The 23,244-nt window shown below is 51.0% G+C and carries 18 protein-coding genes; 11 read left to right on the plus strand and 7 right to left on the minus strand.

Annotation, left to right across the window (positions count from 1 at the left end):
* Positions 1-25: 25 nt before the first annotated feature.
* Genes ACH50O_RS08100 through rpoE form a run of 3 tightly spaced genes read right to left on the minus strand, consistent with a single transcriptional unit; the run spans position 26 to position 2,079 of the window.
* Complete coding sequence (locus ACH50O_RS08100) at positions 26-970, minus strand: MucB/RseB C-terminal domain-containing protein (protein WP_446811513.1); 945 nt, start codon at positions 968-970, stop codon at positions 26-28.
* A 4-nt stretch (positions 971-974) separates the two neighbouring features.
* Entirely contained in the window at positions 975-1,478 is a 504-nt protein-coding gene (locus ACH50O_RS08105; RefSeq protein WP_446811514.1) for a sigma-E factor negative regulatory protein, read from the minus strand.
* Positions 1,479-1,488: 10 nt separating this feature from the next.
* Positions 1,489-2,079, minus strand: a complete 591-nt coding sequence (gene rpoE, locus ACH50O_RS08110; protein ID WP_446811515.1) for an RNA polymerase sigma factor RpoE — start codon at positions 2,077-2,079, stop codon at positions 1,489-1,491.
* Positions 2,080-2,207: 128 nt separating this feature from the next.
* On the opposite strand from rpoE, the gene nadB reads away from it, so the two are divergent.
* The 4 genes from nadB (at position 2,208) to ACH50O_RS08130 (ending at position 7,637) form a co-directional block, all read left to right on the plus strand.
* Entirely contained in the window at positions 2,208-3,863 is a 1,656-nt protein-coding gene (nadB, locus tag ACH50O_RS08115) for an L-aspartate oxidase (RefSeq protein ID WP_446811516.1), read from the plus strand.
* Positions 3,864-4,115: 252 nt separating this feature from the next.
* Entirely contained in the window at positions 4,116-5,837 is a 1,722-nt protein-coding gene (locus ACH50O_RS08120; RefSeq protein WP_446811517.1) for a lysophospholipid acyltransferase family protein, read from the plus strand.
* 14 nt (positions 5,838-5,851) lie between these two features.
* The gene (locus ACH50O_RS08125; protein ID WP_446811518.1) at positions 5,852-6,868 is read left to right on the plus strand and encodes a M14 family zinc carboxypeptidase; all 1,017 of its coding nucleotides are present in this window, start codon (positions 5,852-5,854) and stop codon (positions 6,866-6,868) included.
* Positions 6,861-7,637 carry an alpha/beta fold hydrolase gene (locus tag ACH50O_RS08130; RefSeq protein ID WP_446811519.1) on the plus strand — a complete coding sequence of 259 codons (777 nt, stop codon included), beginning with the start codon at positions 6,861-6,863 and terminating at the stop codon, positions 7,635-7,637. The genes ACH50O_RS08125 and ACH50O_RS08130 overlap by 8 nt, the downstream gene beginning before the upstream one ends.
* Positions 7,638-7,646: 9 nt before the next feature.
* Here ACH50O_RS08130 and ACH50O_RS08135 read toward each other — a convergent pair whose 3' ends face one another.
* Together ACH50O_RS08135 and ACH50O_RS08140 are read right to left on the minus strand one after the other, a co-directional pair.
* On the minus strand, positions 7,647-7,964 hold the full coding sequence (locus ACH50O_RS08135) for an H-NS histone family protein (protein ID WP_446812127.1): 318 nt from the start codon (positions 7,962-7,964) through the stop codon (positions 7,647-7,649).
* A gap of 62 nt (positions 7,965-8,026) precedes the next feature.
* Positions 8,027-8,731 (minus strand): DUF2914 domain-containing protein, encoded by a 705-nt coding sequence (locus ACH50O_RS08140; protein ID WP_446811520.1) that lies wholly within the window; start codon positions 8,729-8,731, stop codon positions 8,027-8,029.
* 140 nt (positions 8,732-8,871) lie between these two features.
* Between ACH50O_RS08140 and ACH50O_RS08145 the strand changes: the two genes are divergently transcribed.
* The 3 genes from ACH50O_RS08145 to ACH50O_RS08155 all read left to right on the plus strand — a co-directional run bounded on the left by ACH50O_RS08145 (position 8,872) and on the right by ACH50O_RS08155 (position 13,593).
* Positions 8,872-11,715, plus strand: a complete 2,844-nt coding sequence (locus ACH50O_RS08145; RefSeq protein ID WP_446811521.1) for a 2-oxoglutarate dehydrogenase E1 component — start codon at positions 8,872-8,874, stop codon at positions 11,713-11,715.
* Positions 11,705-12,886: a 2-oxoglutarate dehydrogenase complex dihydrolipoyllysine-residue succinyltransferase gene (gene odhB, locus ACH50O_RS08150; RefSeq protein ID WP_446811522.1), complete on the plus strand. Its 1,182-nt coding sequence runs from the start codon at positions 11,705-11,707 to the stop codon at positions 12,884-12,886. The genes ACH50O_RS08145 and odhB overlap by 11 nt, the downstream gene beginning before the upstream one ends.
* A gap of 68 nt (positions 12,887-12,954) precedes the next feature.
* Entirely contained in the window at positions 12,955-13,593 is a 639-nt protein-coding gene (locus tag ACH50O_RS08155) for an MBL fold metallo-hydrolase (RefSeq protein ID WP_446811523.1), read from the plus strand.
* Positions 13,594-13,652: 59 nt separating this feature from the next.
* Here ACH50O_RS08155 and ACH50O_RS08160 read toward each other — a convergent pair whose 3' ends face one another.
* On the minus strand, positions 13,653-14,111 hold the full coding sequence (locus tag ACH50O_RS08160) for an Rrf2 family transcriptional regulator (RefSeq protein ID WP_446811524.1): 459 nt from the start codon (positions 14,109-14,111) through the stop codon (positions 13,653-13,655).
* A gap of 109 nt (positions 14,112-14,220) precedes the next feature.
* On the opposite strand from ACH50O_RS08160, the gene ACH50O_RS08165 reads away from it, so the two are divergent.
* Genes ACH50O_RS08165 through ACH50O_RS08175 form a run of 3 tightly spaced genes read left to right on the plus strand, consistent with a single transcriptional unit; the run spans position 14,221 to position 16,660 of the window.
* Positions 14,221-14,559, plus strand: a complete 339-nt coding sequence (locus ACH50O_RS08165) for a hypothetical protein (protein WP_446811525.1) — start codon at positions 14,221-14,223, stop codon at positions 14,557-14,559.
* Entirely contained in the window at positions 14,552-15,154 is a 603-nt protein-coding gene (locus ACH50O_RS08170) for a c-type cytochrome (protein WP_446811526.1), read from the plus strand. Before ACH50O_RS08165 ends, ACH50O_RS08170 begins: the two co-directional genes overlap by 8 nt.
* Positions 15,155-16,660, plus strand: a complete 1,506-nt coding sequence (locus ACH50O_RS08175; RefSeq protein WP_446811527.1) for a cbb3-type cytochrome c oxidase subunit I — start codon at positions 15,155-15,157, stop codon at positions 16,658-16,660.
* Positions 16,661-16,741: 81 nt separating this feature from the next.
* Here the strand turns inward: ACH50O_RS08175 and ACH50O_RS08180 are convergent, their stop codons facing one another.
* Positions 16,742-16,936 (minus strand): hypothetical protein, encoded by a 195-nt coding sequence (locus tag ACH50O_RS08180; RefSeq protein ID WP_446811528.1) that lies wholly within the window; start codon positions 16,934-16,936, stop codon positions 16,742-16,744.
* A gap of 739 nt (positions 16,937-17,675) precedes the next feature.
* On the opposite strand from ACH50O_RS08180, the gene ACH50O_RS08185 reads away from it, so the two are divergent.
* Positions 17,676-22,838 (plus strand): response regulator, encoded by a 5,163-nt coding sequence (locus ACH50O_RS08185; RefSeq protein WP_446811529.1) that lies wholly within the window; start codon positions 17,676-17,678, stop codon positions 22,836-22,838.
* Positions 22,839-23,244 lie beyond the last annotated feature (406 nt).

Below are 23,244 nucleotides of genomic sequence, written 5' to 3' on the forward strand. Positions count from 1 at the left end.
TTGATTTGTTACTAAAAAGGATGCTCTAGCGCGATGCTATGCCGTCGGCGATAAGCTCAACGGTTTTGGCGGGTACTTCGCCGAGTACGGTAAATTGCTTATCGCCAATTACCATGCTGAATGAGTTTACCGAACCTAGACTGTGTAAACCCTTGATACCTTGCGATTCCTTTGCCTCCAGATAAACGGAAACCGTGGAGAAGCCATCGCTGATTAACAGATGATCCACGGCTTTCTGAGATTGCTGGATGGAATTGCGGATAAAAAATACCGGTTCAAAACCCGCCGGCCAATTTTTCAACGAGAATGAGGCATTTTCAAACGGTTCGGCCTGGGTGGCATGAATATGTTTGACTTGAAATTTGTTTTCATCGATATCGCTAATATTCGATGCGGCAACAGCATCGGTATTTAAATCCGTAAAGACCACTTGCTCCAGGATGTTGCCGTCCGAATTGTAAACTTCGACTTTTAAAGGCAAAAAGTGCTGTTTATCAATCCAGATTTTTCTGGCGTAACGCAATTCATCCTTGGGTTGAATATTAATAATCTGCGTGGGTAGCATCGCGATCGATTCCTGCCCCGCCAATCCGAATTGATAATACTTGTCCAATACGCCGGTGTTCTGCGGCAAATTAACGATAAAAGAGCTGTCCAACGGATGATGGTTCACCACCTTTTGACTGGTTTCCTTGAATATGCAGGTGACTTCGTTGGACTTTCGAGTCACTTCTCGCATCGGTGAATTGAGCGAAGCCAGACGCTCCTGTTCGACACCGTTTTCAACAGTGTGTTGATACTTCATCGTATCGAGCTGGCCGTTTTTCATGAAAATCACCGTTCCCCGAAAGTTAAGGGTTTTCATGGCCTGATTCATTTTATCCAACCATTGGCCGGCTGAAAGTTGCTCGCCGTCGGCAACAGCAATTTTATAAATCGCCCAAAGCAAAAAAGCCGTTATAAATCTCACGCCCTTATTCCTGATGATAGCCGACCACCCGCGCATAGGGCTGCGCCGTTTGCATATTATTTACGTACAGCGCGTTATCATGCGCTTGTAAATACTCGTTAAAACGAGCGTCCATCGCGTCACCCGGCACCTTGCTATGCGCGACGATTTCGACAGTCGCGAAAGGACTACTCATCTGCTTATCGACTTTGTTGCTTACCCAGACTACCGCTAGCGCTATCGAGGCGGCGATTGCCAAAGCCGCTTTTTGCCAATTAAGCATCGGCTTTTTACGCGGCATGAAGTAAATGGGCTCCTGGCGAATCTGTTCGTGGATTTTATCGGCAAAATCGCTGCTTACCTGCGAATATTCGTTGCTCTTTAACACTTGACTAGCAATCTGATAACGCCGAAGCTTGTCTTTAAGCAATTCATCGTCCTGCACCGCTTTCAACAGCAACAGCGCCTGTTCGCTATCGAGCTCGTCGTCTATGAATTGTGAAAGTTTTTCGTTAAGTTGTTCCTGCATCGATACACCTTTAGTCGAGCAATGGGTTTAATTTTTGGTCTATGGCTTCGCGAGCCCTAAAAATCCGTGAGCGCACCGTACCGATCGGACAATCCATCGCTTCCGCTATTTCCTCGTAACTCATCCCTTCAAATTCCCTGAGCGTAATTGCAATCCGCATTTCTTCCGGTAATCTCTCTATAGCCGATTTAATCACCGCGATTATTTGCTCATTCATCAACAAATTTTCCGGCGTTTCGATGTCCTTTAGCTGAGGTGAGTTTTCTACTTGTTCGGCATCTTGAACATCAATCTCGTAATCAAAATGGCGGCGAGAACGAGACAACAGGTAATTTTTGGCCGTATTGATCGCAATCCGGTACAACCAAGTATAAAACGCGCTTTCGCCCCGAAAATCGCCCAAGGCCCGGTAAGCTTTGATAAAAGTATCCTGGGCGACATCCTGCGCCTCGCTGGGATCCTTAACATAGCGATTCACTAAGTGAACAATCTTATGTTGGTACTTGATCACCAAAAGATCGAAGGCAGATTTATCCCCTTGCTGCACACGTTGCACCAATTCTTGATCGAGATCTTCGGTATTCCTAACTTGTTCGTTCACTGCTCTATTTTGATAATGAGATGGACAGAATTAAACCGCATTAGTTCTAGCAACACAAAAAAAATTACCGCAACATTAAAACGAGATATTATTCAAAAATCGCTAAACCTACTCATCCGTCCGTAAAGTTGACCACATTGACAGCAAACCCACTCACCAACATCGCTGAATCTTATTATGACATTCTTATTGCCGGTAGCGGCGGTGCCGGACTCAGTCTGGCCTTGCATTTGGCGGATACCTATAAAGTAGCTGTGCTCGCCAAATTCGCGCTGACCGAATGTAGCACTTATTACGCCCAAGGCGGAATCTCCGCGGTATTCGACGACGAATACGACTCCATCGAATCGCATATCGAAGACACTTTGATCGCCGGCGCCGGTCTTTGCGATCCGGAAATCGTCCGCCTCACCGTCGCTCAAGGTCGACAAAGCATCGAATGGCTACGCCAACAGGGCGTGAATTTTACCGAAGAGCGTAACGCCGACGGCGCCAAGCAATTGCATTTAAATCGCGAAGGCGGCCACTCGCACCGCCGCATCGTGCATACCGACGACGCTACCGGCAAAGCGGTATCGCTGTCTTTAATCGAACGCGCCCAGGCGAACCCGAACATTACGCTGCTGGAATACCACAACGTAGTAGAGTTGATCACCGCTAACAAATTAGGCGCTAGCGAACAACGAATCTGCGGCGCCTATGTACTAAACAGCAAATCCGGCAGCATCAAATCGATAGCCGCCAAAGTCGTGGTGCTGGCGACCGGCGGCGCCAACAAGGTTTATCTGTATTCGACCAACCCGCATATTTCCAGCGGCGACGGCATCGCGCTAGCCTGGCGCGCGGGTTGCCGGATCAGCAATATGGAATTCATGCAATTCCACCCGACCTGCCTTTATCATCCGACAGCTCGTTCGTTTTTAATCAGCGAAGCGGTGCGCGGCGAAGGCGCGCATTTGATCCTGCCTGACGGCGAACGCTTCATGCGCCGCTACGACGAACGCATGGAACTGGCGCCACGCGACATCGTCGCCCGCGCCATCGATAGCGAGATTAAAAAACACGGTATCGAATGCGTCTACCTGGATATTAGCCACAAATCGCGGGAGTTCATTCAAAAACACTTTCCCACCATTTATATGCAATGTCTGGAACTGGATATCGACATCAGTCAGCAACCGATTCCCGTGGTACCGGCGGCGCATTATACCTGCGGCGGCGTATTGACCGACGCCAACGCCCGCACCGACATCCCCGGCCTATACGCCATCGGCGAAGTGGCCTGCACCGGACTGCACGGTGCTAACCGCATGGCCAGCAACTCATTGCTGGAATGTCTGGTATTCGCCGAACAAGCCAATCAAGACATTCGCCGCACATTCGCTCAATTACCGGCACCGTTGCCCTTACCTGACTGGGACGAATCCAAAGTCAGCGACTCGGATGAAGAAGTCGTGATCTCTCACAACTGGGACGAATTGCGCCGTTTCATGTGGGACTATGTCGGCATCGTCCGCACTAATAAACGTCTGGAACGCGCAATGAACCGGCTGGTACTTTTAAAAGAGGAAATCGCCGAATACTACGGCCAGTTCCGCATCACCAGCGACCTGCTGGAACTGCGTAATCTGGTTATTGTCGCGGAGCTGATTATCCGCTGCGCGCAACAGCGAAAAGAGAGCCGCGGCCTGCACTACACCAAGGATTATCCTGATCTGGATAGCAGCCAGCCGCCGCAAAACACCGTATTGACACCGGACAAACCCAGCCCAAAAACGCACTGATTGTGGTTGCGGCTTTGTAACAGTAAAAGCGGGTCGGACATCCTGTCCCGGCCCGTGAATGTTAGATATTCCGATCCGCACTCTTCTCTTCAGAATAGACATCAACAAGGAGTCCGCCAGCTATTTGGCGTACTTCGCCACGCGCCCACCACCCTTGCTTGGCAAACTGTTTCATCGGTCAGCGGCTGACATATTTCTGACATATTCGCTCTCTAGAATCCCCGCATACGCCTTTTTTCAGGACACTAAGCGATGATCGATGCTGAACGCATACTGCAAGAAACCTATCCCGACTTTAAATTTGGCAAAGACAATAAGCTGGTAGTAAAAGCTTTAAAAAAACTGATCCACGAAGACGACTTCAACGACGTTATCCGTAAAAACCAACACCTACGCGGCTTTGCCTTTCTGGACAAATTGCTGCATTACTTCAAATTCAATTATCACGTCAGCAACGATTGTTATAACAATATCCCCTCCGAAGGCCGCTTGCTGATCGTTGCCAATCACCCAATTGGTACCCTGGACGGCTTGGCCTTAGTGAAATTGATTCGATCCGTGCGGCCCGACGTGCGCATTGTCGCCAACCGGGTCTTGTCACATATGGAGCCTTTGCAATCGATATTCTTACCGGTCGACGTGCTGTCCGATAAGAAAAAACTGAAGGATGTTTATAAAGTCATGCTGGACGCGCTGGAAAACGAAGAGGCGATCATCTTTTTTCCCGCCGGCGAAGTCTCACGTATCACACCCAAAGGCATCCGCGACGGTGCCTGGCAATCCGGTTTTATTAAGCTGGCCCGCAGAGCGCAGTGCCCTATCCTGCCAATCTTTATCAAGGCCAAGAACTCGGCCTTGTTCTATAGCGCCTCGACGCTTTACAAACCGCTGGGTACGATGCTGCTGGTTAAAGAGATGTTCAATAAAAAGGGCCAGGAAATCAAATTCATGGTCGGTGCGCCGGTACCTTACCAGGTCATCGCCGACAGCGAGGAAAGCAATAAACAGCTCAGTCAACGCTTTCGTAAGCACGTGCAAAACCTGGGCAAAAAAAACAAGCCGGCACTATTCGAAACCGTCGCCACCGTAGTACATCCTTCCGACACCAAAGCCGTTAAAAAAGCGCTGTACCAATCGCGCCTACTTGGCGAAACCCGCGACGGCAAGAAGATCTTTTTGTACCAGTTTCAAGACGATTGCCCGGTGATGCGTGAGATTGCACGCTTGCGCGAATTGACCTTCAGAACCGTCGAAGAAGGCACAGGCCTGGCATTGGATCTGGACAAATTCGACATTTACTACAGCCATATCGTGCTGTGGGACGACAACGATCTGGAAATCGTCGGCGCTTATCGGGTCGGCGAAGGTCCGGCCATTATGGCCAGCCACGGTGTGGAGGGTTTTTATACGCAGACCCTGTTCGATTTACGCAGCGAATTTGAAGCCTATCTACCCTATAGTATCGAACTGGGCCGCAGCTTCGTACAACCGCGCTACTGGGGACAACACAGCCTGGATTATCTTTGGTACGGCATCGGCGCGTATTTACGCGAACGCCCGGACATCAAATATCTATTCGGTCCGGTCAGTATCAGCAATGCCTATCCGCAGGCCGCCAAGGAACTGATCATCGGTTTTTATCAACAACAGTTTGCCTCCGATTTGCAGCACACCAAAGCCAGAACCCCATTTGTAATCTCTCAGGAAGGCAAGGCATTTGCCACCAATGAATTTAGCGCCGACTACTCCACCAGCTTCAAAATCCTAAACAGCGAACTGAAAAAACTGGGTGTAAAAGTCCCGACACTTTACAAACAATACGTGGAATTATGCGTCGACAAAGGCTGCCATTTCATCGATTTCAACATCGATCCCGATTTTAACAACTGCATCGACAGCCTGATCATGGTGGAAGTCGATAAAATTGCACCCAAGAAAAGACAGCGCTATATCGAAAAGACGCTGGCCGGTTAGCGATACTGACATTCATGAAAAACCGCTCATTCCCGGAGCTGGAGCAGCTGGAAAAGCTGATCGAGCAGTTCGGTGACCGCGCTTATTGCGAGATCGTCGAATGGATACCTTACAAACAGTCGCAATTTCCGATCCATTGTATCAGCCTGGGCTCAAGCAGCCCCGACGCCCCCGCTTTGGCTTTCTTTGGTGGCGTACACGGTTTGGAGAAAATCGGCTCGGAAGTAATATTGGCTTACTTGCAAACCATCCTGCAACTACTGGATTGGGATGAGGAATTTAATGCCCGCTTGCAACATTCGCGACTGGTATTCGTACCCATCGTCAACCCGGTCGGTGTTTATCGCGGCACTCGCTGTAACGGCCATGGTGTGGATTTGATGCGTAATTCGCCGATCGAAAGTGTCGGCAATACCCGGCTATACAGCGGCCAGCGTTTCAGTGCCAAGTTACCCTGGTATCGTGGCGACGAATCGAAAATGGAAAAAGAAGCACAAGCTTTATGCCGGGTAGTTCATAAACATCTGTTCGACGCCCCTCTGTCGATCGCTATCGATCTACATTCCGGATTTGGTATCCACGATAGGCTATGGTTTCCCTATGCATCATGTCAGACGCCGTTTCCCGGCGTGGCTCAAGCCTACGCGCTAAAACGGCTATTCGACCGCTGCTACCCGCATCATTTCTATAAAATCGAGCCTATGAGCCAGGAATACGTGATTAGCGGCGATTTATGGGATTATCTGTACGACGAGTTTATCGACCGTCACGGCAAGCAACGGGTGTTTCTGCCCTTAACGCTGGAAATGGGTTCCTGGCTTTGGCTGCGCAAGAGTCCGACGCATTTGTTTCAACGCCACGGTTTGTTCCACCCCTTGCTGCCGCATCGCCAACAACGCATTTTGCGCCGGCATTTAACCTTATTCGACTTCTTGTACCGCAGCCTACTCTACCCGCAGCAATGGGCGATGTTAAACAACCAGCAACAAGAGCATAATCGGCTACAGGCTATGGATCTCTGGTATGCCTAAGTCCTTAGCCGGTCAAAATTGGCTATTGCTGCGCGGCTTATGTCGAGAAGCGGCGCATTGGGGGGAGTTTCCGGAGTTGTTGCAAAACACATTTCAGGAATCAAGCGTCAGCACCATCGATTTGCCGGGCACCGGCGAGTATTATCAGGAATGCAGCCCGGACACCATTGAAGCCATAACGGAACAAGTCCGCCGCCAAGCTTTAGCAAACGGCCTGTTAGCAAGACCGGTTACAATACTGGCATTGTCCCTCGGCGGCATGGTGGCGTGGGAATGGTTACAGCGCTACCCGCAAGACATTGCGGCAACTGTTCTGGTCAATACCAGCTTTGCCGGCTTAAGCCCGTTTTATCGGCGTATGCGTTGGCAAAGTTATCCGCAATTTCTTGGTCTATTACTGGAGCGGGATTTATACAAAAGAGAATTGGCAATAATTCGACTGGTCGGCAATCGGCGAGAGCAATATCCGGAAACGGCTGACGCCTGGACGGCCATACAACACGCGCGGCCAATCAGTTTTGCAAATTGTGTGCGACAGATAACAGCAGCGGCTCGGTATAGGCCTGGTACCGAAAAACCGAACGCGCCATTGCTGTTATTGAATGGCCGGGGCGACCGTTTAGTCGCACCGGCTTGTTCCGACGCCATTCATAAAAAATGGCAAATCGACATCCTCAGGCACCCGTGGGCGGGCCATGATCTGTGTCTGGACGATGGAGCCTGGGTAGCAAACCGCTTAAAAGACTGGCTGAACCAGCCAACGGTTTAAACCCGAAGATTATTTAATTTCAAATTCGGCTTTATTGCGACCTGCCGCCAACAGTTCCTGCATCCATTTTGGTGCCAATCCGCGACCGGACCAAGTTAGGGAAGCATCGTTAGGGCTGCGGTATCTTGCCGCAACTTTACCGGTCTTTCTTTCAGATTTTTTCTCGCCGTCTTGAATATCGACAGTTACGCCGATAGAAGCCGCTAATTCCTTTATTTGCGCAATAACTTCTTTGCGTTTACTGGATTGTCTTTCTTTTAATGCTTTTTCGGCATTATCGATAACAGCCTGTAATTCGGCCTCGGAGAGTTTATTAAAGTCAGTCATATTTTCCTCGTTAATCAAAAAACGCAACTGATTCTATCACCCGGCGTTTGCAAATAAAACTATTATTCGGCGTTTACTAAAAAATTGACCTCGGAATATACCTTGCCTTTTTTGTCCGTCAACTGCACTTGCCATGCGCCTTTATCTTTAGCCAACAAGGTTTTACTAGACCAGACCTTGGATATTTTATCTTTCATATCCAACTGTTTTTGCTGCACGATTTGGCCATTGCGCAACCATTGATGAAACAGCGTCTTACCTCGCATGTTTCTTATTTCGCTAAAATAAAACAACTCGGAGGGCTGATTTGGCAAGATTCTAACCGGCGACTTTATCGGCTCGCCCGGCTCGTTATCTTTCGGCCGGCCATTCAAAGAAGCCCGGATAACTTTGCTGTCCAATATAACGGCTGCAGGCCTTTTTATAGTGTCGACTTTTTTAACACTTTCGAGATTCGCCGGTTCCTTTCGTGCAATAACGGCAGCCGGCACTTCCGGCGCAACAGGCGCGACAAGCGCTTGCCGATCATCATGCTCAGCCACGGGGTTATTAAATTGTTGAACTTTTTCCGCGGAATCGATCTGAGAATGGCTACCTTCGTTATCGCCGCTAAACCATGAAATTAATAATATTATCAGCAATACAATTACCAGAGCCGCAATCACTATCCGGCGAATATGCCAAACCGTTACCGTTTGCGGCACCGTGTTTAAGCTTGCAGGTTTCTTATCGTAATTTATTTTGATAACTACTTTATTATCAGCCATGTTTTTTTCCCGATACTGAATCGACCAGATAATACTGGAATCATTTTATTCACTAGCCCGTTGCTACACTTTGTCCTTGGTAATATAACATTTTAGTTCTAACATAATCGGTTCAACTTGCCGAAAACCTGGATGTTTGCATGAGTAGCTTGCTTAAACAATTCGAAGAGTCCTCCTCATTGTACGGAGGCAACGCCCACTTCATCGAGTACTTGTACGAACAGTACCTGAGCGATCCCGAAGCCATCAGCCCAAGCTGGCGACAGCGCTTCGACCACATTCGCAGCGGCGCGATGGAAGACACGCCGCATAGCGTCATTGTGGAACGCTTCGAAAAGTTGGCGATCGCCGAGCCTGGGCGGCTGGCCAGGATGCAGGGATTCACCGAGCAAAGCGTGAAAAAGCAATCGGCCGTCGCGCGCTTGATCAATCACTACCGCGTAAAAGGTCACCAGATAGCCGCTAATAACCCGCTTGGCAAATCGCAAAGCATTCCCGCCGATTTGGAGCCCGTCTATTACGGCTTAACGGAAGCGGACATGAGCACGCTATTCGACACCGGCGGCCTTTGCGGCGTCGATCGCCTGCCCTTAAAAGCCATTATCCAGACGCTGAACGAAATTTACTGCGGCAGCATCGGCAGCGAATACATGCACATCGTTGACGACGAGAAAAAACGCTGGATCAAGGACAAACTGGAAGGCGCCAAACCCGATTTCAGCAGCCATCCAGAAAAGCGCCAATGGCTCTTAAAGTTGTTGATTGCCGCTGAAGGTTTGGAAAAATTTCTGCACCGCAAATACGTCGGCCAAAAACGATTTTCACTGGAAGGTGGCGAGTCCTTGATTCCGGTCCTGGACGAATTAATCCAGCGCGCCGGCGAACATAAAGGCAAGGAAATCGTGATCGGCATGGCCCATCGCGGCCGCTTGAACGTACTCATTAATATATTGGGCAAGAGTCCGGCGGTGCTGTTCGGCGAATTCGAAGGCACTCACACCTCCTCTCCCGGCGTGCTGACCGGCGACGTCAAATATCATCAAGGCTTTTCCTCCAACATCGCCACGCCGGGCGGCCCGATTCATTTGACACTGGCTTTCAATCCGTCCCACCTGGAAATCATCAATCCGGTAGTGGAAGGTTCGGTAAAAGCCCGCCAGGATAGACATGGCGTCGACGGCTTCGACGCCATCGTACCGATACTGATCCATGGCGACGCCGCCTTTGCCGGCCAGGGTATTGTGATGGAAACTTTAAACATGTCGGAAACTCGCGCCTTCTCTACCGGCGGCACCGTGCATATCGTCATCAACAATCAAATCGGCTTTACCACCAGCAACCCGTTCGATGCCCGCTCGACCCTGTATTGCACCGACGTCGCCAACATGATCCAGGCGCCGGTATTTCACGTTAACGGCGACGACCCGGAAGCGGTGATTTTCGTCACGCAGCTGGCACTGGATTACCGAAACACCTTTCATAAAGACGTGGTAATAGATCTGATTTGCTACCGCCGCCACGGCCATAACGAAGCCGACGAACCGGCCGCTACCCAGCCGATGATGTATAAATCCATCCGCGACCACCAAACCCCACCGCAAATCTACGCGCAAAAATTGATCGCGGAAGGCGTAATCACGGAAGACATGGTGCAAAAAATGGAGCAGGATTACCAACAACTGCTCAATGAAGGCCAGCCCGTGTCGCGGCCGATTATTGAAAACAACATATATTCCTATTCGGCGCGCTGGGTACCTTATCAAAACAAACATTGGGATACCCCGGCCAACACCTCGGTAACGCTGGACTATATCCAGTTCTGTAACCAACGACTGCAAAGCTTGCCGGACGGTTTTGAATTGCACCCAAGAGTCGCCAAGGTCATGGAAGACCGGAATAAAATGGCCGCCGGCGAAATTCCCATGGACTGGGGCTTCGCGGAAAATCTGGCTTACGCTACCTTACTGCTGGAAAAGTACAATATGCGCCTAACCGGCCAGGACATAGGCCGCGGCACATTCTCGCACCGCCACGCGATTTTGTTGAATCAGGCCAACGGCGAAAACCACATCCCGCTGAAACATTTAAGCGAAAATCAGGGCCGAGCGCAGATTTTCAACTCGCTATTGTCCGAAGCCGGCGTATTGGGTTTCGAGTACGGTTACAGTTCCACTGAACCGAACAAACTGGTGATTTGGGAAGCGCAATTCGGCGATTTCGCCAATGGCGCGCAAGTGGTGATAGACCAGTTCATCGCCTCCGGCGAAACCAAATGGGGCAAGCTCAGCGGCCTGGTAATGCTGTTACCGCATGGCTTCGAAGGTCAAGGCCCGGAGCACTCCTCGGCCCGTCTGGAGCGCTATTTACAGCTGTGCGCCGATCAAAACATCCAGGTCTGCATCCCCACCACGCCCGCGCAAATTTTTCACTTGCTGCGCCGGCAAATGCTGCGTCAATACCGCAAGCCGTTGATCGTGATGAGTCCGAAGAGCCTGTTGCGCCATAAACTGGCGGTATCGACCTTAGCCGATTTGACCGACGGCGAATTCCTGAATGTAATAGGCGAACAAGACGATATCGATCCTTACCACGTGACTCGGTTAGTCATGTGCGCCGGCAAAGTATATTACGATCTGTTGGAAACTCGCCGCCTGGAACAGGAACAACTGCGCCATGTCGCCATCATCCGTATCGAACAGTTGTATCCTTTCCCCAACGAGCAATTCAAACGGGAAATCGATAAATATCCTAATATTGAACATATCGTCTGGTGTCAGGAAGAACCGAAAAACCAAGGTGCCTGGTACCAAAGCAAACACCATTTTTTCGACCTGATAGATAAGAATATTCCGATTAGCTACGCCGGCCGAGTTGCCTCGGCGGCGCCGGCAGTCGGCAATTACAAAACCCATCTCAACGAACAACGCGCGGTGGTCCACGCCGCGCTCTATGGCAGCAACGAAGGAAATACACATGAGCTTTGAAATTCTGGTCCCCAGCCTTCCCGAATCGGTGTCCGACGCCACCTTGGTCGCCTGGCACAAACAAGCCGGCGAGTGGGTTAACGAAGGCGATAATCTGGCCGATCTCGAAACCGACAAAGTCATTCTGGAAGTGCCGGCACCGAAATCCGGCACGCTGGTCGAGCTCGTCGTGCAGGACGGAGAAACCGTGATCGGCGGCCAACTATTGGCAAAACTGGACGCACAGCAAGCTAAACCTGTCGCCACGGCCGAAAAATCCGAAGAGGCTATCCTGAGCCCTTCCGTGCGCAAATTAGTCGCCGAAAAAGACCTGGACCCGCAAGCCATTTCAGGCTCCGGCAAGCACGGCAGAATTCTAAAGAGCGATGTTCTGGGATTCTTGAACGAGCAAACGCAAGAGGTGCCGCAAACATCAACGTCCGCTCAGGAGACCACGCATTCGCCGCTATCGGCTACCGCTATCGCCAGCTTGCGCCCGGAACAGCGCGTGCCGATGACCCGCTTGCGTGCCAAAGTCGCGGAGCGCTTGCTGCAAGCCCAGCAAAACGCGGCGATGCTCACCACTTTTAACGAAGTTAATTTAAAGGCGGTAATCGATTTACGTAATCAATACAAAGACCGTTTCGAGACCAAACACAATATCAAGCTGGGTTTCATGTCTTTCTTCGTCAAAGCCTCGATAGAAGCCCTAAAACGCTTCCCGGCCATTAACGCCTCCATCGACGGCAACGACATCATTTATCACGGCTATTACGACATCGGCATTGCCGTCACCACCCAACGCGGCTTGATCGTGCCAATTCTGCGCGACGCCGATCAGCTGGATTTTGCCGGCATCGAAAAAGGCATTCACGACTTCGGCAACAAAGCCCGTAACGGCTCGATCAGCGTCGAAGACCTGAGCGGCGGTACCTTTACCATCACCAACGGCGGAATTTTCGGTTCGATGCTATCCACCCCCATCCTGAATCCTCCGCAATGCGCGATCCTGGGTATGCATGCAATCAAGGACAGGCCTGTCGTGGAAAACGGCGAAATCGTTATCCGGCCAATCATGTATTTGGCGTTGTCTTACGATCATCGTTTGGTGGACGGTAAGGAAGCGGTGCAGTTTTTAGGTATTATCAAGGAATGCCTGGAAGCACCGGCGCATTTGCTGTTGAACATCTAAATACCGATAAATACCGAACTCTCGCTCCCGTGCAAACGGGAGTCCCGCAAATCCAACATTCGCCAAGCATGCGCTACACCATCATCCCCGTCACCGCCTATCTACAAAACTGCACCTTACTGGTCTGCGAACAAACCAATAAAGCTGCCCTGGTCGATCCGGGCGGCGACATCGATGTATTGCTGAAGGAAGTCAAAAAGCAAGGCGTGGAGTTGGAATCGATTCTGGTCACCCATGGCCATCTCGATCATGTCGGCGGCGTGGCCGAGTTGGCTGAAAAACTCGCGTTGCCGATCATCGGCCCGCATATCGAAGACGATTTCTGGATCAAGGCCTTGTCGGAGCAATGCCGGATGTTCGGCTTTCCGGAATCGGCCGGATTTACCCCGCAGCGTTGGTTGAACGACGGAGATACGGTAAAGGTTGGCAACGAAGTGTTACAGGTGATCCATTGCCCCGGCCACACGCCCGGCCATGTAGTGTTTTTTTGTGAAGAGCAACGCCTGGCGCTGGTCGGCGATGTGTTGTTCAAAGGCTCGATAGGCCGTACCGATTTTCCGAAAGGCGATTATCAAACCTTGATCGACTCGATCCAGTTAAAACTTTGGCCCCTGGGCGAGGACGTGAAATTCATCCCCGGCCACGGCCCGATGTCTACCTTTGGCGCGGAAATGCGCAGTAATCCTTATGTAGGCGCGTATCGCTGACAAGTCCGAGTAATCAACCCCACAGGCACGACAGCTACCTTTGCCGCAACATTCGCGCCTTAACCCGAATGGCGCTGTATTTCAACGAGGCCGGGTATTTCATTCCCGACAATAGGCCCGGTCACCAAGTCACTCAATACCGCTTTATCCAGCGTCTGTAAAAATTGCTCCAGCGCGCCACCTAATAGGCCTATCAAGCCGCAGCCGGTTTGCAGGGCGCAATGGCCTTGCTTTTTTGGATTAAAACACTCGGCCATCTGAAAGTGCCCTTCCACTTCCCGCACCACGCTACCGACGCTAATCTCCGTTGCCGGCCGCGACAAACGAATGCCGCCCCCCTTGCCCCGCACCGTTTGCACAAATCCTCTGACGCCCAATTTGTGTACCACCTTGACCAGATGGTTTCTGGAAATGCCGAAAAATTCGGCTAATTCGGTAATTGTCACCAGTTTATCGGTGTTGATAGTCAGATAAATCAGTACGCGGAGCGCGTAATCGGTGTGTGCAGTCAATTGCATGTCGATGAGTTCAGTTAAAGCTGTATTTGAAATAAATGTTAATGACGCCTACACTTGCTTAAAGTTGCATTCTAAAAGCATGTTATAAAACTTTCCGGCGGTAAATTTAATGTTGATCGAACCCGTTGCCTTGTCCGATTTTTTCCTGAGCTTTTTCAGCGCGGCGTTGATCATATTACTGGCCACTATCTACGCCGCGTTGTACGCCTGGTGCAAGATCAGCGGGCGCCGCGTATTCGGAATGGCCGCCTGGTTAGTCTACGCCGCACTGCTGATTTGCGTCGGCGTGTTCAGCTACGTTAATCATTTTAACGATTATTGGCTGCTGCTGTCGCTGTTAATGGTACTAGGCTACGGCTGGATGCCCCGTCTGATCTGGAAATTGTGCGCCGCGACGCACGACGAAGACACTCATAACTCACATCAATCTGGAGGTCGTCATGACTGAACAAGTCCCGCGCTGGGCGTCGGAAACATTCTGGAAAAAAACCGCGATTTGGGTCACCGGCGGTTCCTTCGTGCTGTTGGTGATTTTAACCTTCGATTCGCTAAAGCAGATCAGCGCCGGTGGGCCGCGGGTGCCGGCGTACAGCGTGATTAACAAAGATGTCAGTTATCGTTTTGATAAGGCCAAGCAGCGCTATCAGCCAACTATAGGCGACGACGCGCCATTGTTCGGCAAAACCCTGAGCGAAGCAGAAGCCGAAAGACTGGTCGATCACGGCAAAAAAACCGTGCAAGCCAAAAATTGCATGAACTGCCATACCCTACTCGGCAACGGCGCCTATTACGCGCCGGACTTGACCAAAGCCTGGCTGGATCAGGGCTGGGGAGCGAAAGAGTCGCGCGAACAATTAATGGTGAATTTCCTGCTCGATCCTGAGAAAAACGCCCGCACTTACGGCTCCAATCGCAAAATGCCGAATCTGGACATCACGCCGCCGGAAGCAGAAGCCATCGTCGCTTTCCTGAAATGGATGTCGTCTATCGACACCAACGGCTTCCCGCATAATTTCATCGCACTCGGCGAAGAGGATCAATAAATGACGCTACAAGCCTATCAAGAAAAAGCCGGGGTTTGCGCAGCCAATTGCAAGCAAGGTTACGCCGCATTCATGACCAATCCGCATTTAAGCGGCGGCCAAAAACTGGCGGTACATTATTTCACCGTCGCCATGGTACTGTTTATGGCCCAGCTGCTCTTCGGCCTGCTGGCCGGATTGCAATTTATCTTCCCGAGCTTTCTTTATGAAATCCTGGATTTCAACGTCAATCGCATGGTGCATATCAACGCCATGGTGGTATGGATGCTGTACGGCTTTCTCGGCTCGGTTTACTGGTTTCTGGAAGACGAAAGCGGCGTCGAAATTGTCGGCCTGAAATGGGGACAACTGGCATTCTGGGTGCTCACCGGCGCTGTCACCATCGTTGTACTGGTTTACCTGCTCATTCAAATCGGCAGCGGCACCGACACCTCATTGTGGCTGATCAACGAAGGCCGCGAATACATCGAAGCGCCGCGCTGGGCCGACATCGGCATCGTCGTGGTGATGCTGACTTTCTTTTACAACGTGGCGGCGACCTTTGCCAAAGGCAAATGGTCGGGGATAGCCGGGGTGTTGACGCTGGATTTGGTAGCCTTGGCCGGCTTGTATATGGCCGGCATGTTTTACGTCACCAACATTTCCGTCGATCAATACTGGTGGTGGTGGGTAATCCATTTATGGGTGGAAGCTACCTGGGAAGTGCTGGTAGGCTGCATCATGGCCTGGAGCTTGATGAAATTGCTGGGCGTACGCCGTAAGGTCGTGCAAACCTGGCTGTATATCGAAGTGGCGTTGATGTTCGGCTCCGGCATCTTGGGCCTTGGGCATCATTATTTCTGGATCGGTACCCCGGAATACTGGTTTACCATCGGCGGTTTCTTCTCCGCGCTGGAACCGATTCCGCTGGTGGCGATGGTAGTGCATTCTATTTACGACGCCGGTGCGCATAAATTTAAAAACAGCAACCACCCAGCCCTGGCCTGGATCATCGCTCACGCCTTCGGCAACTTCCTCGGCGCCGGCGTCTGGGGATTCATGCACACGCTGCCGCAAATCAATCTGTATACCCACGGCACCCAATGGTCGGCTTCGCATGGCCACTTAGCCTTCTTCGGCGCCTACGCCACGATCAATATCGCTTTCTTCTATCTGGCCGCGCAGCACGCGCGCGGTAACGTCTGGATGGGCGGCGGGCTTGCCAATGGCTGGCGCTGGAAAACCGCTGCAGTGCTATTAAATCTTGGCGTGATGGGCATGACCGTAGCCTTGTTGATCGCCGGCTACGAACAATCCTTTATCGAACGGGCCGTGGAAGGCTCAACCTGGGCGGGCTATTTTGCCGCGCAAAATCACCCGTGGTTCATACAGGCAATGGTCTGGCGCATGGTGTTCGGTTTGATGACCGCGGTGGGTGGCGGCTTGTTATTCTGGGATTTACTGGAAATCGGCAAGGGCGAGCAAAGGCCGGCGGCGGTAATCGATAGCGAAGCCGTTAATCCGTAACGCAGTGACGGGCGAATTGCCGGCAGGCAATCCGCCCGTCAAAGACTATTCAACTTGCAATAACGCGTGGCATCGACACAATCACACCGGCGAACATTGCGGACATGCGGTAGGTTTGGTGAATCGCTCACTGGCTTTCTTCGCCGCGCTTACCACATTGCTGATCGACCCCAGGTAGTAAACCGCATCCTTGGCCGGCAGCGCCGAGCAAGTCGATTTGTGAACCAGATGCTCGCCGGTTTCCTGGGCACTTATCTCAATAAAAAATTCAGCCATGGTCTAATCCTCTTGAAATTTGTTATGCGGACATTCGCTTGCAACCGCCAGCCCACTCGTTCCACCGAGCGGCTGTCGGCCATCGAACATTCGAGCTTGAGCAATGTTATGAAGACGACAGGAAATGCTTGAATTTCCGGCCATTTCAAAGCTCAGCTAGCTACGGAGCAAGAGATATACCAAAAGACAGAATAAACCGGGACAACTGAAAACCAATTGAAAATAGCGGATCCACGGAGCGCATGCTTATCTAATACGGCTGTCTATTCCGCTCGAAAACAACTGCTAATATCGTTCACGCCACAGGCCGCGCATTCAGAGATATGATGGTGCTGGTTGAATGTCTGCTTTTTAAAATTAGTGGATTGGCGGTATCGCCCCTCACTGCCAATTATAATTTAACTTGCATCGGCGGCTAATAAACATAAAGCCGGTAATCAAAACAAATGTTTAAAAAGGAAATTAGTTTGCGCTCATTGAAAATTAAAAGAATCACTTAAATTTTTTTCGTCTGGCTACAAATTCCAAACTCAGCAAATGCTCAAGACAAAACCCTAAAAAACCTATGATGAATTCGTTATCTAGAATTTAAGAACCAATTAAATCAATGATGTACGCATCGATTTTTTTGAAAACCGCATTAATCAGATGTTCCCTAGCAGCGTACGGAAGCCGATCTATACTGTCTAATTAAATTACCTTTATCCAAAGGCTCTATTACTTGCCGGTTAAGGAAACAATGACAAACGTTATCAATTCACCACATTGGCTGCAAAATGCCGGCGAAATGGGTAGAGTCGTTGCTGCGAAGGATTGGTCTAAAACCCCACTCGGACCGATCGAATCGTGGCCGCAAAGTTTGCGAACCACGGTCAGCCTTTGTCTTTCTTCCAATTTTCCAATATCTATCGCCTGGGGCCCTGAACGGACGCAAATTTACAACGATGGATACTGGCCTATTTGCGGGGCCAAACACCCGTATTCGATGGGTCAAGATTTCAAGGAATGCTGGCTCTCCGCCTGGCCTGTAATAGGCGAAGCCTTTGAAAGCGCAACCAACGGAAAGAGTGCGTTCCTGACCAACCAAAGGCTGTTTATTGATCGAAACGGCTATCTGGAAGAAACCTTCTTTAGCTTTTCTTTCAGCCCAATTCACGATGAATCCGGGGCTATAGGCGGTTTATTTCATCCGGTTGTCGAACTGACCCAACAATCGCTGGCCGAGCGCCGCTTGCAGATACTGCGCGACATTGCCAGCCACACCGCCGATGCGAGGAATATCGACGAAACCCTGGCTCAACTTGCACTAACCCTTGCCGGACAATCTCTTGATGTCCCGTTTGCGCTGTTTTTTAAGCTGGATCATGAAAACCGGCAAGCTATATTGGCCGAAAACGTTGGGCTTCAGCATAACAATGACTGTACCCCTGAACACGTGGACATGGCATTGGAGACGTTATCAGGCTGGCCGCTTGCCGAAGTAGCGCAAACCGGGAAGTGCAAGCAAGTGGACGATTTACAGGTGCGCTTTGAACCGTTCTGCTGCGAACCTTATCCCGAACCACCCAAGTCCGCGCTAATACTGCCGTTATGCTTTAAGGGCCAAGATCGTCCCGATGCTCTATTGGTGGCGGGAATAAGCTCGCGCCGTGAGCTAGACGACGCTTATCGAAATTTTTATGAAATGCTGGGAGCTTCGGCCACAATTCCCTTGGTTAAGGCGCATTCCTATGAGGAAGAACGCCGTCGGGCCGAAGCCCTAATGGAACTGGACCGGTCGAAAACGGTATTTTTCAGTAATGTAAGCCATGAGTTTCGCACGCCGCTCACACTGATGCTCGGGCCGATTGAAGAGTTACAAACTCGCTTCGCTCCGAATGACCTCAATCCCGCCACTGACGAATACGAGCAATTGGGCCTCGTACATCGAAATGGCATGCGCCTGCTTAAGCTGGTCAACGCCTTGCTGGATTTTTCGCGTATCGAGGCCGGCCGGATGGATGCTGCGTATGAGCCTACCGATCTGGCCGGTTTTACCACCGAACTTATCAGCGTATTCGGGTCGGCCACCGACAAGGCCGGTCTGAAGCTCATCGTGTCTTGCCCGGCCTTACCGGAGCCGGTGTATGTGGATCGGCAGATGTGGGAAAAAATTGTTCTCAACCTTTTGAGTAATGCATTTAAGCATACCTTTGAAGGCGAGATTGAGGTGACGCTACAGTGGTGCGGAACATCGGTGGAACTGGCTGTGCGCGACACCGGCATCGGTATTGCGGAAGATCAGCTGGTACATGTTTTTGACCGTTTCCATCGGGTACAAAACGTTCGTTCACGTAGCCATGAGGGCACCGGCATCGGTCTGGCGCTGGTACAGGAACTGGCCCGATTACACGGCGGCGAAGTTCATGTAAAAAGCCAGCCGGGCGTTGGCAGTACCTTTACCGTGAGCATCCTGACCGGCAAGGCGCATTTGCAAACAGAACACATCCATCTTTCCCAGACACCTAACGCCCATCTGACCGCCGCTGACTTTTTCAAAGATGAAGCATCCAGTTGGGCAATTGGCACGGAACATGAGAATTACCCGGCTAAACAAATCGGAACGGGTAAATTTCAAGCACCCTCCTCCAGCGCCGGTGCGCGCATCCTATTAGCCGATGACAACGCCGACATGCGCCGTTATGTCGCCCGGCTGTTGCAGGAGCAAGACTATGCAGTGACTGCTGTACATGATGGCGAAGCCGCCTTAGCCGCGGTCCGCGACCATCGCCCCGACCTGGTCCTGACCGATATTATGATGCCGGGTCTGGATGGGATAGGTTTGCTTAACGCGCTACGGGAAGATCCGGAAACCAGCACGATCCCTATTATCTTGCTGTCAGCTCGGGCCGGAGAAGAAGCGCGCATAGACGGACTAAAGCAAGGGGCTGACGATTATCTGACTAAACCCTTCGGGGCACGCGAATTAGTGGCGCGAGTCCGTGCATGCCTGGAAATTTCTAAGCTACGCAAGGACGCGGAAACTCAATTGCGCTTGCAAGAAAATTTACGCGAATTTCGCGCACTGGCGGAAACGATGCCGCAAATTGTCTGGGCGACTGAGCCGGACGGTTGGAATGTCTATCACAACCAGCGGTGGATGGAATATACCGGCCTTACGCTTAAAGAAAGTTATGGCCATAGCTGGATAAACGCAGTTCATCCGTATGATAGACAACACGCCTGGGAAGCATGGCAACGTGCGACGCAACATAACGAAACTTATTCCGTGGAATGCCGGTTACGACGCGCTGATGGCCTCTATCGATGGTGGCTGATCCGAGGCGTGCCGCTGCTAAATGAACAAGGTGAGATTCAAAAATGGTATGGCACCTGTACCGATATTCAAGATTTGAAAGAAGCGGACTTCGCTATACGTGAAAGCGAAGCCAGGCTTCACTATGCTTTGGAAATGTGCAATACAGGTGCCTGGGAATTGGACTTGGAGACGCACACGGCTTATCGCTCGATAGAACACGCCCGTATTTTTGGGTATGCGGACTTGGAGTCTCCCTGGTCGGCCGAAATATTTCTGGGACATGTGGTGGAGGAAGATCGGCCAGACATGGCTGCATTAATCACCGAAGCGTTTCGCACCGGCGGCGAAAGGCGTTTCGAATGTCGAATTCGCCGGACAGATGGCGAGATTCGATGGGTTATGGGGGCTGGGCGATTTCGCGTCAATAGATTGGATGGCAATAAAACAGTTGCAGTAGGCATTATCCAAGACATCACCGATAGTAAGCGCGCACAGGAAAAATTGGAATTACTGAATGCGGAGCTTGAGGCAAATATAAAGGCTCGAACCGAAGAACTGGCGGCACTTAATATTGCCGAAAAGCGTTGGCAATTTGCCCTGGAAGGCGGCAATCAGGGAGTTTGGGATTGGGATTTGGTAAGCAATACTGTATTTTTTTCCAAGCAGTGGCAGGCCATGTTGGGCTTTAGCGAAAGTGAACTCTCCGGCCGATACGAGGAATGGCTTGACCTTGTGCATCCGGATGACCTGCCTATGGCATTAACGGCATTACAAGATCATCAGCGTGGTGAATCAGCATTCTTTGAATCCGAGCACCGCTTGCTACATCGCAGTGGCAAATATATTTGGACACATTCCCAAGGTATGGTGATAAGCCGGGATGCGGATGGTAAACCGCTACGCATGATTGGGACGCAAGCGGACATCAGTAGTCAGCGCAGACTACTTGAAGAACTCAAGCAACACCGCGATCATCTGGAAAAGTTGGTAGCAAGCCGGACGACTGAACTTGAACAGGCCAAGGCGTCGGCGGATGCCGCCAATCGCTCCAAGAGCGCTTTTCTGGCCAATATGAGCCATGAAATCCGCACGCCGATGAACGCCATTCTGGGATTGACTCACTTTCTGAAGCGTGACCGGCCGAATGCTACTCAAATGGAGCGCATCAACAAAATCGACGCCGCTGGCAGGCATCTGCTCTCCATCATCAATGACATCCTGGACCTGTCCAAGATCGAAGCCGGCCACCTGATTCTGGAAGACATCGACTTTCCCCTAACCGCTGTTTTTGACCAAGTCCGCAACCTCATCGAGGAACAAGCGCTGAGCAAGGGCTTGGCAATAGAGATCGACACTGATCATTTGCCGCTCTGGCTTAAGGGTGATCCAACCCGATTGCGTCAGTCGCTGCTGAACTATGCCAGTAATGCCGTTAAGTTCACGGATCGCGGTACGATCAGCATCAAGGGGCGCCTGCTGAGTGAGAATGCCGAAGAGCTAGGGTTACGTTTCGAAGTCCGGGACACTGGCCCAGGAATCGCGCCTGGGAAACTAACCACCCTGTTTAATGCTTTCGAACAAGCCGATGCCTCCACCACGCGTAAATACGGCGGCACGGGTTTGGGTCTGGCTATCACCCGGCGCTTGGCCGGACTGATGGGCGGCGAAGCGGGCGCTGAAAGCCAACCTGGCTTCGGCAGTACCTTCTGGTTCACCGCGCGTTTGCAGCGAGGTCGAGAGCAAGCCACCGTTGATAACTCGATCTCTCAGGAAGCGGCGGAAGCCGAATTGCGGAGCAAGCATGCCGGTGCTCGATTGCTCTTGGCGGAGGACAACCTAATCAACCGGGAGGTGGCGTTAGAGCTTTTAGGCGGACTTGGTTTGATCCTTGATACAGCTAAAGATGGGCTGGAAGCGGTGGAAAAGGTACGTAGCCAGTCATTCGACCTGATCCTGATGGATGTACAGATGCCTGAGATGGACGGACTGGATGCCAGCAGGATTATCCGCTCTTTACCGGGTGGGCAAGAGATCCCCATTCTCGCGATGACTGCGAATGCATTCGATGAAGATAGGCAGGACTGTCTGAACGCCGGCATGAACGATTTCGTGGCAAAACCGGTGGAACCCAAAATTCTATACGCCAATCTCGCCAAATGGCTTTCGCTCGCTCGCAATAAGCTTAACACCGAACCCGGAGGCGACGGAGTCGTCGAGCTAAGCGATTGGCAACAGCATTTGTCGGACATTCCCGGTTTGGATGTTGAGCGCGGGTTGAGAAATGTGGGTGGCAAAATGGCTACTTATCTCAAGATATTAAGGTTGTTGATCGAACATCACGGGAACGATCCGCAGCAACTTACGCAAGCTCTGGCAGTTAATGATTTAACCGAAGTAAAGCGACTGGCGCATACCTTAAAAGGGGCCATAGGTAACCTCGGAGCGACAAGGGTCGAAGAAATGACCGAGATGGTCAATTTTGCAATTAAACAAGGGAAGGCTCATGCTGATATCGCACAACTTATTGAAGTACTTGTCACGGAGCTGTCGGCATTAATTGCTGCCCTGCAAAGCGTACTGACAAAAGCTGAGCGAGTGAGCTGATTCGACGGAAAGAATGCCTTTATTGACTAGAAATAATGCAGCTAAATTCTTCAAGCTTCTTTCGGAAAGGTTGTGACGGTATTGAAGAAACTTAATTTCTCTCGTGAGCATTATGATCAATCGATCACCATTGCAATATGACCGGCGGCCGCTCTAGAGCCTTCAGCAGTCGGAAAATTTAAAATCCCTGACCGCCAACCTAATGGCCATACTTGCTCTATCAGAGCTGAAGGAGCAAAACCGATCCGGAGCAGCCTTTGACAGTAATTAATTGGTTGACCAGTTAATATCCGACAATTGGAGGGTTGAGCATTTACATATTCTCGCTTTATCCCCTCGGTCGATGACCGTTCAGCAATGAGTTTTGATAAGACAATCAGACGCATTAGGGGAGAAATCGAAAATC

The sequence above is a fragment of the Methylomonas sp. 2BW1-5-20 genome (assembly GCF_052474515.1).